The organism is Flavobacterium foetidum, from assembly GCF_004634245.1.
GTDB lineage: Bacteria > Bacteroidota > Bacteroidia > Flavobacteriales > Flavobacteriaceae > Flavobacterium > Flavobacterium foetidum.
The window spans coordinates 86,781-98,793 of the sequence record NZ_SJTF01000007.1; the positions used below are offsets into that span (position 1 = coordinate 86,781).

The 12,013-nt window shown below is 36.8% G+C and carries 6 protein-coding genes; all 6 read right to left on the reverse strand.

The features are described from left to right. Positions 1-11: 11 nt before the first annotated feature. Positions 12-2,033, reverse strand: a complete 2,022-nt coding sequence (locus E0W73_RS10695) for a RagB/SusD family nutrient uptake outer membrane protein (RefSeq protein WP_135222069.1) — start codon at positions 2,031-2,033, stop codon at positions 12-14. A 12-nt stretch (positions 2,034-2,045) separates the two neighbouring features. Next, a complete protein-coding gene (locus E0W73_RS10700) occupies positions 2,046-5,414 on the reverse strand; it encodes a SusC/RagA family TonB-linked outer membrane protein (RefSeq protein WP_208730534.1) in 3,369 nt (1,122 codons plus the stop codon). 406 nt (positions 5,415-5,820) lie between these two features. After that, positions 5,821-8,367 carry a glycoside hydrolase family 95 protein gene (locus E0W73_RS10705; RefSeq protein WP_135222070.1) on the reverse strand — a complete coding sequence of 849 codons (2,547 nt, stop codon included), beginning with the start codon at positions 8,365-8,367 and terminating at the stop codon, positions 5,821-5,823. A gap of 6 nt (positions 8,368-8,373) precedes the next feature. Next, positions 8,374-9,420: a pectinesterase family protein gene (locus tag E0W73_RS10710; protein WP_135222071.1), complete on the reverse strand. Its 1,047-nt coding sequence runs from the start codon at positions 9,418-9,420 to the stop codon at positions 8,374-8,376. A 76-nt stretch (positions 9,421-9,496) separates the two neighbouring features. After that, complete coding sequence (locus tag E0W73_RS10715; RefSeq protein ID WP_135222072.1) at positions 9,497-10,417, reverse strand: alpha/beta hydrolase; 921 nt, start codon at positions 10,415-10,417, stop codon at positions 9,497-9,499. A 72-nt stretch (positions 10,418-10,489) separates the two neighbouring features. Then, entirely contained in the window at positions 10,490-11,458 is a 969-nt protein-coding gene (locus tag E0W73_RS10720) for a pectinesterase family protein (protein ID WP_135222073.1), read from the reverse strand. Between the last annotated feature and the right edge of the window lie 555 nt (positions 11,459-12,013).

Here is a 12,013-nt window from a genome sequence, read left to right on the forward strand (position 1 = left end):
TACGTTTAGCTTTAGTATCCATAAGAGTTGGTTAAATTGCCTTTCGACTCAAATAAATCCTCATAATAAATACAGAAATAATGTCTGTAATTACAGCTTTTATTTCCCATAGTGTATTGCACTAAATTGGACTGAATCTCACTTCCATTAGTCATAGAACCTAAGAAATTTGAATAGTCATACGATTTATTGATACCTGTAGCAGACAATAAAATACGTACCGGCCAATCGATATAATTTTTATTGGTTCCGCTGCTTGGTTTCTGCGCATTTTTTGTAAACCAAGAAGCTGATAAATATTCCGGTCCAGGGCTGGCTCCTAAATTTTTATAGTAATTAATTGAGCTCTTATCAATATATTCTGCATTCTTGAACTTGTAATAAATTGTCTGCGGAAAGTCTGATGCTTGATAAGTTTTGTCAAAAATGGTAACCGCTTGTTTATTGTCCAGCATTAAGCACAATGTTTTTTTCATGGTTTCAATTTTATCGTATAAAAGTCCCCATCTTACCAAATCATGTTTACGAATAGCTTCACAGCCAAATTCCCATGCACGCTCATTCACAATAGCATTAAAGAAATTGGCATCATATTGTTTTACTTTTGATGAATTTGCTCCAAAAGCACGGGCTCTTACAGTTTCTAATGCCTGACGCGGAGACATTTTTGCCACAGCATTAACATTATCTGGATTAGACAGCTGACTTTCTGCTTCGGCAAACATCAAATAAATATCAGAATAGCGCATTATAATCCAATTTACTCCAGTGGCAATACGAGAATTCGCTGTTTTATGCAAAGTCAAATAAGACGGATTCATCCACTCCAGACGCCATTTTGCAAAACTAACACTAAGAGCATCTGTTTTCATTGTCTCTTTGTTTTCGCTTCCGTAGCTGGTCCAAGACAAAGTAGTATCTCTGCGCAAATCATCCGGGTCAAAAGAATAAAAATAATAGGCCTGTGAACTCACATAACTTCCGCCAAAACCTCTTGAACCATATTTGGTATTAGAAGCTACTTCATAACCCATTAATGAACCAATGTCTCCATTATTTCCTAGACCAAAAGCTACTTCGAATAAGTTTTCATTTGAAGCATTCTGTCCTAGATTACAAACTGTTTTCCAGATATTTTCGTAATTAGGATCTAAAGAATGCTGATGTTCTGAACTACCTAAGATTTCTGCTGTTTGCTGTGCTGCGATCTGATAATAATCGCGCCAGTTTTTAACACGTCCCACATAATAACCATTTTCAGCCTGCATAGTTGGATGATGTTCCACATTTTCATCCGAAAAAAGATTGCCATCATGCAATGACCAACCTCCTGCAAACAGCGCTACTCTCGCCAATAATCCTTTAGCAAAAGCCTTAGAAATACGTTCTGCAGTAGTGTACTCCGGTGCCGTTTTAAGATATGGCAGGTACCCTACAGCTTCTGTTAAATCTTTTACCAGTTCTGCATAAACGACATCTCTATCTGTTTTGCCGATATAAACATTAGAAAGATCCGATTTTGATGGTTCGCCTTTATAAGGAATATCACCCCAAAATCTAACCAATTCAAAATAAGCAAGAGCTTTAAGGGTTAAGGCTTCTCCCAAAAGCGGTTTCATTTCATTTGCTTTGGATTCGAAAACAGGAGAATTGCGAATGCCTTCTACAGCAGACGAAGCCAATTCGGCAAACTGAAACAAACTCTCCCATTTGGTCGTAGTGTTATAAGGATCGTCATAAAAATTACCGGCTCCCGAATCTGAGCTTGTAGAGTTATAACCTGTTGTGCTAAATCCTGAATTGGTTTCAATATCGCTGACTCCTTGCCAGTTTACAGACAATTTCTGTCCGTAAATGTAGGTATCCGTCATTTTTCCATACACTCCCATAACGGCAGCCTTAGCCATTGAAGTTGTATTGAAAACCGTTTGTGAACTTAATTTAGAAGGCGAAGTCGTTTCTAGAAAGTCCTCATTGCAGGAAACGATTCCTAAGGCAATAAGTATAAATGCTGTATAAATATATTTTTTCATGATAATAGACAATTAAAAAGTTATGTTGGCACCAAATAATAGGGTTCTGGCTTTTGGATAAGCCGACCAGTCAAGCCCCGGCGTTAAAGGAGAACTATTGGTGCTTACCTCTGGATCTTGTCCTGAGTAGCGTGTCCAAACTTTTAGGTTATTCCCTGACACATAACATCTTACTTTTTGAATAAATTTTCCTTTGGCAATAGTTTCTGGAAGCGTATAACCAATAGTAAGATTTCCTAAACGCAGGAATGAACCGTCTTCAATAGCCCAATCTGTAATAATGGTAGAGTTGGACAACGGATGCCAGATACTTGCGCCTTGGTTTATTTCCTGTAGTAATTGCGGATTGGCATCATTACCAAACATGATATTATTTCCAGTAGTAGGATCAATAGTCGTAAAACGATTATCCAGACTCATCAATGCATTAGCGTTGTTGTAACGTTTTGAACCGCTGAAAGTTGAGTTATCTATTTTATTAGCATTATAAATATCATTTCCATAAGACCAGTTGAATAGGGCTGAAAAATCTAAGCCTTTAAAAGCACCGCTAAGAGCAAAACCTCCCGTATGTTTAGGCTGTGCACGTCCAATAACTTTTCGGTCTTCATCAGGATTAATTACATTACCTGTACCGCTTAGTTTTTTAAGTTTCATGTGTCCTGGTCCAAAATAATTTCCTGAGGTGGTAATTACTTTTGAGGCATCGGCTACACCCTCTTTTAGAATCCATTTTTTCTGTACCGGGTCGAAATTAAAATCATCGAATGTATACATGCCGTCAGAAACATAACCATACATCAAACCAACTGGCTGTCCTACACGAACTCTGTAATCGTCACGCCCAACATTAGGCGCCCAGTTCGATGCGGCAATCATTTCGTTTGAACCGTCTAAACTTTTTACAACATTTTTATTAAAGGCAATATTGAAGTTTGCCGATAATCTAAATTGAGACGTTTCAATAATATTTCCGTTTAATGTAAATTCGATTCCTTTATTAGAAGTACTTCCGATATTTTGGTATTGTGAAACATAACCTGAGTTGGAAGGCAATGCTACCGCTAATATCAAGTCATTAGTATCAATTTTATAGGCATCAATATTTAAGGTCAATCTTTGATTGAAGAATCCTAAATCCAGTCCTAAATTGGTAGAGACTGTAGTTTCCCAAGTCAGGTTTTCATTTTTTAAGGTATTCGAAGGTTTCAAAGAACTTTGACCTACTTCGCTTATGTAAATCAGACGATTCGCTGCAGTTTCAAAACTATAATCCTGACGCCAGTAGGAACCTACACGAGCATTTCCAACTTCACCATAGCTTAAACGAAATTTAGCATCAGACAACCAATCTTTTGTCTTGCTCATAAATTTCTCATCCGACATACGCCAAGCGAATGCCGCGCCTGGGAAATATCCCCAGCGGTTATCTGGAGCAAAAACGTTTTTACCATCAAAACGAGAAGTAAAACTGAAGATGTATTTATCACGTAGAGTATAATTAATACGACCGAAATAAGAAGACGTTCTGGTTGGCTCCCCAATCGTAGTGTAAGTAGGAAGAGGCGTACCATAATTCCACATTGCCAAAACATCACTGGCACCGAAATCGGCTGGGAAAAATTTAGATTGTACCAAAGTCTCATTAACCTGAGAGCTTCTGGCTTCCTGTCCTAATAAAACATTGAACTTGTGTACCGTTTTGTTAAATGATCTATCATAACTTAACGTATTTTGAATCGACCAGTCTGCTCCTTTCACATCCTGACGTTTGGCTACCGGCTGCCCTCCGTTTGCACTGGCTTCTCCTGTATTTCGAAGCCAGATATTATCTGTATAATTTCTATTTACAGCATAACTACCCTGTGTAACTATAGAAAGTCCTTTTATAGGCTTCCAAGTCAAACCTCCATTCATCGTGAGGTTAAGATTGTTCTGTTCTTTGTATTCGTTTTTAATATTATAAATAGGATCATTTAAACTACTTAAAGCTTCGGCTGAGCTAATATTATCAGTACCTCCTAAAGCTAATGCAGGATCCAGATAAGTCAAACTTCTTACTGGGGCGTATTTAATACCATCTTTCAGTTTTCCTCCATTAGAAACACTTGGGCCAGTAATTATGGTATTGGAGAAACGAGAGTTGAAATCAAAACGGAATTTAGAGCTCAATTCTTTATTCAGTTTAAAACTTACATAATCTCTTTTATAAGCAGAATTAATCATGATAAAATCTTCCTGATCATGAGTATAATTTACTTTGTACTGCAGTTTTGCATCTCCACCTGTTAAACCCATATCAGTATGCGTCTGTACACCTGTATTGCCATAAAGCTGTTCCTGCCAGTCAAAACCTTTTTTAGATTTGTAAATATCCCTGTCTTCCCATAACCCATAGGCCGAATAAAAACTGGTTCCTGCTACATTAGATCCTGGGTCAAGCTCTTTTTGGAAATAGACATACTCATACGGAGATAAAACATTGGTAAGATTGTAGGTCTTTTTTAAACCAGTATAGGCATTTACCGTAATTTCGGTCTTTCCTTTTTTTCCTGATTTAGTTGTAATAAGTACTACCCCATTTGCTCCTTGAGAACCATAAATTGCTGCTGATGAAGCATCTTTTAATACGTCAATAGTTTCAATATCGCCAGGCGGAATATCATTAATAGTGTTGACCTGAAAACCATCGACAATATAAAGTGGTGAATTATCCTGAGTAATAGAACTTCCTCCACGTACTCTTACGTTAATCTGTGCATCCGGCGAACCTTCTGTAATCGTTACATTTACCCCTGCCAAACGTCCAGCAATAGCCTGTAAAGCCGAAGTTGCAGGAATGTCTTTTAAATCTTTCATGTTTACAGAAGCAACAGAACCTGTTAAATCTTTACGTTTAGCAGTTCCGTATCCAATGACTACGACTTCATCAAGGTTGGTTGAGGAATCTTTCATTGTAACATTTAGAGTGCTTCTTCCGCCAATAGCAATATGCTGGGTTTCCATTCCGATAAAGGAAAAAGTCAGTGTACCCTCTGAAGGAACCTTTTCAAAAACAAAACTTCCGTCAATATCAGTCATTGTTGCTTTTTTAGTGCCTTGTAATACAATTGACACTCCAGGAATTCCAAGTCCTTTTTCATCTACAACTTTCCCTTTTACCGTTATTTCATTTTGAAAAGATGGCAATAAATCGAAGGGAAAATAGTTATGGCTCTTACTGTTTCGGGAAAAATCGAAACGGGTTAGTGTGCTTGAATTTGAATTCGTATTGGCATTGGCAGAAAAATCAAAAAGTAAAACTACTGCTGAAAGCAAAGCGGCTTTATTCTTAACTTTCTTTACCATGCCAAAGTGATTCTTTGACAAATCCTTTTTCATACAATAATGGTTTAAGTTGGTTAGTTAGTTATAGTTAATAATGAAATATTCATTAAAAAAAGGAATGTTCCAACGGCGTGGTTTAAGGCCGACATCAATTCTAATGAATAATGTAAAAACGATTCCTGCCAAAAAAAGACATCCTAAAAAATGGTATCTTTTTAATGATTTATTATCGAAACAAAACTAGATTTTAATCGTAATTTGAAGTAGGTCTAAACACAATATGATAGGGGGCATTTCACAGAATCCCTTTATTTTCAAAGGTTTTAAGAAATAATATCATAAAAAAATCCGTTTTTTGAGAGTTATAATTCTTAAAAAAATCTATTGTTTGTCCATAAAAAAAAGAGCCGTGATTTTATCGTATCACAGCTGCTTTTTATCTTTAGGAAACAATCAAAAATTAGTTGGCATTCTGAAAAGTATAACTTTTTCCTTTTTGTGTTTTAACATCAAATTCGAATGTTTTTGCTATTGCTGTACCTTTAAATTCGGCACTGGAAGAAATCACTGGTTTTTCGACCGGCTGATACTTATAAAAAGTGTTCGGATTAATTCCTTTGGCAGTACTTAATCCCGAACCTTTTAGTTTAGAATAACTTCGCAGACGAAGATTTCCGCCCAGATTTGATTTAATTGTTACCGAAACCAATCTGCCGTTTTTCCATTCCATGTTTTCGATTTCAAAACCGCCACGGGCTTTTAATCCTTTAATTGAACCATTCTGCCAAACATCTGGTAAGGCCGGTAATAAACTCAGAGCGCCATCGTGACTTTGCAACAACATTTCGGCTATACCCGCTGTACATCCAAAATTTCCATCAATTTGAAAAGGAGGATGTGCATCAAACATATTGGTGTAAGTACCGCCATCAGGATCTTTAATAGTGGCGTTGGCAGGTTTCAAATTCAGCTGATTTGTAATCAGTTTATAAGCATGATTTCCATCTAAATATCTCGCCCATAAACACACTTTCCATCCCATTGACCACCCTCGACTGGCATCCCCTTTCCCAATAAGCGAGTTTCTCGAAGCTTCAAAAAGTTCGGGAGTTTTAAAAGGCGAAACTTCACGTCCCGGAAACACTCCCCATAAATGCGATACATGTCGATGTGCATCATTTTTACGATCCCAATCTTCTAGCCACTCCTGCAATTGTGTGTATTTCCCGATGTGCATTGGCGGTAATTGCTGACGGATTTTTTTCAACTCAGTTATAAATTGCTGGTCTACTTTAAGGATTTCGGCTGCGTCAATGGTATTCGAAAGTAAATCGAACACCATTTGATTGTCCATCGTAACACCAGCAAAAACATTACAACGTTCTTTGCCTATACTGCCATCTGGCTTTACATATTCGTAAGATTGCAAACCGGGAGTATGCTCAGGAGAAATAGAGGGAGAAACCACCAAATATCCTGTTTTCTTATCTTTTATTAAAAAATCCTGATAAAACTCAGAAGCACTCTTAAGTATTGGATAGACTTCTTTTAAATACGATTGATCTCCTGAGAAAAGAAATTTCTCCCATAAGTGCGACGCAAACCAAGCATTACAAGTCGGCCAGATTCCAGCAGTTGCGTCAACAGCACCAGTCGAACGCCATAAATCGGTATTGTGATGCAATGTCCAACCTCGGGCGCCATACATTTCTGCAGCCGATTGTTTTCCTGTTTCGCTGACCTCTTTAATTAATTGGATAAAAGGTTCATGACATTCTGAAAGATTGGTTACTTCGGCTGGCCAATAATTCATTTCTACATTTATATTGGTTGTATATTTACTATCCCAAGCCGGATACTGTCCCGCATTTGGATTCCAAATTCCCTGTAAATTAGCCGGCTGGGTACCTGGTTGAGAGGAAGCAATAAGCAAATAACGTCCAAACTGAAAATAAGTAGAGACCAAATCAGGATCATCTGTTTTTGAAAATGCAGCAATACGTTGATCGGTAGGTTTGTTTATCTGTGGAGAATCTCCTAAATCCAACTGAACCCGATTGAATTGTTTTTGATAAAAGGCGATATGATCTTCTTTCGCTTTTTGATACGATTTAGAAAAAGCCTTTAGATAATCCTTAGCTCGTTTCTCGGCATCGGCGCTGATATCTTTATAATTCTTAAAATTGGTTGCTACTGATATATAAATAAAAGCTTCATCGGCATTTTTCACATTGATGGATTCTCCATCTTTTGATTGAACTCCACCTTTAGCCTCTACTTTTATCTGTGTATTAAAATGCAGTAAGTTGGTTATATTTTCTTCCTTCTCACGAGCACATTGACCATTGACCACAAGCAATTGATTCTGATTGGCAGGTATTGAAGCTGTCACTTTTACCATATTGGTTTTAAGAGGTCCTGCAAACGAAGCATTAAAATTAACAGCCCCTTTTTTATCCGCAGAAAGCCGAATAATGATAAGCTGATCAGTAAAAGAAGTAAAAACTTCGCGCTGAAAGTTTACGCCGTCTACAGTATATTTAGTCGTTGCAATAGCCGTTTTTAAATCTAAATCTCTGTAAAAATTAGTATATTTTTCATGATTTGGAACTGATAAAACCAAATTTCCAATGGATTGATACACTTGCCCATGCGAAGTTATTTTGCGATCTGCAATAATATCAGACAAAGCCAGTTTCTGCGCTTCAATAAAATTTTCATCCTGAAGATAATTCTGGATCTGCTTCAGGCTTTTTTTAGCATTTGGATTGATGTTCTGATAAGGACTTCCCGACCAAAAGGTATCTTCGTTGATCTGAATAGTGTCTGATTGTGGAATGCCATAGACCATTGCTCCTAATCTTCCATTGCCTAGCGGAACAGCGTCTGTCCAAGCTTTCGAAGGCTTATCGTACCATAAAACCATTTTTTTCTGTGCGAATGAATGGCTCAAAAAAGACAGAAAAAAGAAAAACGATAAAACCGATTTATTAAAAAGAATATTCATAGACCTTTATTTCGCTGAAGGCATCCATTTATCAGATCCATTTAATACATTTTCGATAGAATACAATTTAGCTTCAGCAGCAGAAATTGCTTTTAAACCTTCCCATTTTGCACGACCATCCATATTCGCACCTTCTCCTTTATTGTTGTATTCGTATAGATGCAAATCAGCACTGGTAGAAGCATAATCCATACGCCAGGTTGTAGGCCATCCCAGCGGATTTAGTTCTTTTGGCATTTCACAATTCAGCCAAGCCACTTTAGGGTAATTATGCCAAGGACGTCCAAGACTGAAAGGCTGTTTGTCGTCTTTAGGACGAGGACTGTTTTCAATAAAAGTCAGCTTGCATTTATTAAACACAAAACCGTATTTCTGGTCTTTAGGCGTACTCGGAGCCGTTATCCACCCGCCACCATAACTTCTGATTTCACAGCGGTCGAAATAACCTATTCCGCCACCATAGATATAGTCCGTTCTTCCTAAAATCATACAGTTTTTAAAGTAGCTTCTCGTACCATCTTTTCCAAGAAGCATGGTGTCCTGATAGCCTAAAAAATTACAATTAATGAAAGTATTTTTATCTGAGGTAATAAAAACAGCTAAAGCTTGTCCAACAGGTCCAGCGGTATTTTGAAAGGTTATATTCTCGGCTCTAAACTCATCTCCCTGAATCGTTACCGAAGCTGAAGTTCTAATATTCTGCCCTTCCCATTTAGCAGCATCCTCCGCTGGACATTTATTGTTTAAACCGCCAGTACAATCAAAAATATGATAACTCAGAATCGTTTTTTCACGGTTTTCTCCTTTAAAAGTTATTCTTTTTTTATCAGCAGGAACAATGATTTTTTCGGTATTGTATAATCCGTTTTTTATAAAAATAACAGTACGTTCTGCCTTCTCGGCTGGCACAGCATTAACAGCATCTTGAATTTTAGCATAATCACCGCTTCCGTCTATGGCTACGGTAATCTTGTCTTTTTGTGCTAATAGGCAATTTGGCAATAGTATGATACAAGCCATAAAAACGGCCCATTTGTAAAATGATTTTTTCATAATTTAAATCTTTGGAAAGTTGTTAATTTGGTTTTGCAAGCCAAGTGCTTGCCGATAGTTAGTTAGAATTCACAAATCATTGCTGCGGTTTAGTGAGAAAACCCATTTCATTTAACCAAGCTTCGCACAAAGTTGTCCATAATTCCGTTGAACCCGGATTATTGCGAAGCGCGATTGAGTGGTCTCCTTGTGGAAAAATATGTAACGCCGCTTTTACATTGGCTTTTAAAAGCGCCTGATAATATTGAATACTATTGAGCGGATTTACCACATGATCATCAGCCGCACAAATAACAAATGCAGGTGGCGTAGCAGCGGTAACGTTTAATTCGCCCGAAAAAAGCTCTTCGTTTTTGAGGTCTGGATTTGTTCCCAATAAAGCTTCGTAACTTCCTTTGTGGGCATTCTGTTTCATGCTTATGGTTGCAGAAACCAAAATTTGGAAATTCGGCTGTATGCTTACAGAATCCAAGTCATCTTTAGCTTTGGCGTAGTCAGTAGTAATGGTGGCAAGATTGGCTGTTAAACCTCCGCCTGCAGACGCTCCCATTACTCCTATTCTATTAGAATCGATTCCCCATTTTGATGCATTACTCCGAATAATTTTAATGGCTCTCTGCCCGTCCGTAATTGGTCCGAACGCCGAATTTACCAAATCAGGCGAAGTGGGAAGCCTATACATTACAACAAAGGCGTTTACTCCAAAAGTGTTGAACCATTTTGCCAATTGAAATCCCGCAATATTATAAGTCAGTTTTTTATATCCGCCGGGAGGAAAAATTAAAACTGCTGCTCCAGTGTTTTCTTCTTTCGAAGTAAAAAACGCATATATCGACGGATTATCAACCTGAGTTATGCGTTCACGATCTTCTATTTTATTTAATTTCATCCCTTTAGAATTAGGCATCTTTCCTTTTTCCCAAAGCGGTATAATTTCTTGGCTAAAAGCTGTGTTTGCAGAAATTACGAAGAGCAAAACCAATGCAATGTTTTTCATTTTAATTTGTCTTTTTTAATAAAGAAATTTTAGGGGGGATACTGTAATACTAAATAAGAATGCTTTGTTTTTTTAAGGTAGTGCAGAGTTGAGCAACCATTGATTTTCAACTTTAAAAATAACATCAAAAGTGAGTTTACGATTTTCTTCAGCAGAAAGGACATGCGACCATTTGACGCGTTTATTTGTCAAGGCTCCCGGTCCGTAATTAGCATATTCTGCATAATAAGCTGTTTTTTCATTAAAAGGTTTTCCCCAGTTATGCCAGCCTTCTGCACGAATATGCGCATCCATAAAACAACCAGAGAAAATAACGTTTGCATATTCACGCCAAGGACGTCCGAGATATACTTTACGAACACTCGGTGCTGACAAAAGCTTGCAGTTCAAAAAGACAAAACCGTATTTACTGTTTTTAGAAGTATTTGCCGCTGTGATATACGAATTGGCTTTACTATATAAAGTACAATTATCAAAAACAGCGATAGCCGAACCAAAAATATAATCCGTTGTGCCTTCTATATAACAATTATTAAAATAGTGGCGTCTATTTTCTCCCGCTGTATATAAAGTATCTTGATTGCCTAGAAACTTACAATTGGAGGCTTTAAAATAATCTCCTTCAACGTGCAGTGCCACAGCCTGTCCCACAGCACCTGCTGTATTTTCTATTGTTATGTTTTGAAGACTAATATTATCGGCTAATATTTTTAAAGTATAACTTGTAAAAGTGCCAATATTAGGCTGACCATTATAGTTGTTAAATGAAATTATGGTCTGGTCCTTATTTTCTCCAATAAGAGAGATATTACTGTTAAAAGAATCGATTATGATTTTTTCCTTATAAATCCCTTTTTTAATAAAAATAGTTTTCGGATTAGACGGAAAAGCACCGCAAGCGGTAATGGCTTCCTGAATCGAAATAAAATCGGCTGAGCCTTCTAATGAAACCGTTACTGTATCCTTAACCGTTGCACTCCAAGATTGTGATAAGACAAAGAAAAATAAATAAAAATAATACAACGGTATACTTTGTTTCATAACTGATATTTAAAATAAAGCTGTTACAAATAGTTTAGAAAAATATGACATTATACGGCCAAGAAAAAAACGTTATTGCACTACACAAACATAAGCTCTTCCCTGATCAATAATACGGGTCATATTGCAATTACTTACGGGACGAATAACATAAACTGCCTGTATATCTCTTTTCTTCCAAAGAAATATGTATATAAGCATTCGCATTATCAAAATCAGAAGTCTTGTTTACCCATATAGAGGAAATTGTTCACGAGCAAAATGCTCGCGTTAGCATTTTAAAAAATATAAAATCATATTTAACGTCGAGTTAGAAAAACCCTAATTATTTTTTTTCGTGTAATAATTTTCATAAACAAAAAAGCTGCCTCATTTTGAGACAGCCTCCTCTTTAAATTATTTATTTCTAAAATTTGTTCAATTTCAAAACGTTAGAATTTCAAAATCAAATATCACCAACTTTTTAAACACTACTGTAAAGATGTAAAACATAGATACAAATGAGGTACAAATTTTAACAAAAAAACGCTCAAATATTCTTAAAAACCACTGACT

What these genes read in the sequence shown, in the direction of transcription:
- E0W73_RS10695 (WP_135222069.1), bottom strand. Translation starts at nt 2,033, where the DNA reads ATGAAAAAATATATTTATACAGCATTTATACTTATTGCCTTAGGAATC.
- E0W73_RS10700 (WP_208730534.1), bottom strand. Translation starts at nt 5,414, where the DNA reads ATGAAAAAGGATTTGTCAAAGAATCACTTTGGCATGGTAAAGAAAGTT.
- E0W73_RS10705 (WP_135222070.1), bottom strand. Translation starts at nt 8,367, where the DNA reads ATGAATATTCTTTTTAATAAATCGGTTTTATCGTTTTTCTTTTTTCTG.
- E0W73_RS10710 (WP_135222071.1), bottom strand. Translation starts at nt 9,420, where the DNA reads ATGAAAAAATCATTTTACAAATGGGCCGTTTTTATGGCTTGTATCATA.
- E0W73_RS10715 (WP_135222072.1), bottom strand. Translation starts at nt 10,417, where the DNA reads ATGAAAAACATTGCATTGGTTTTGCTCTTCGTAATTTCTGCAAACACA.
- E0W73_RS10720 (WP_135222073.1), bottom strand. Translation starts at nt 11,458, where the DNA reads ATGAAACAAAGTATACCGTTGTATTATTTTTATTTATTTTTCTTTGTC.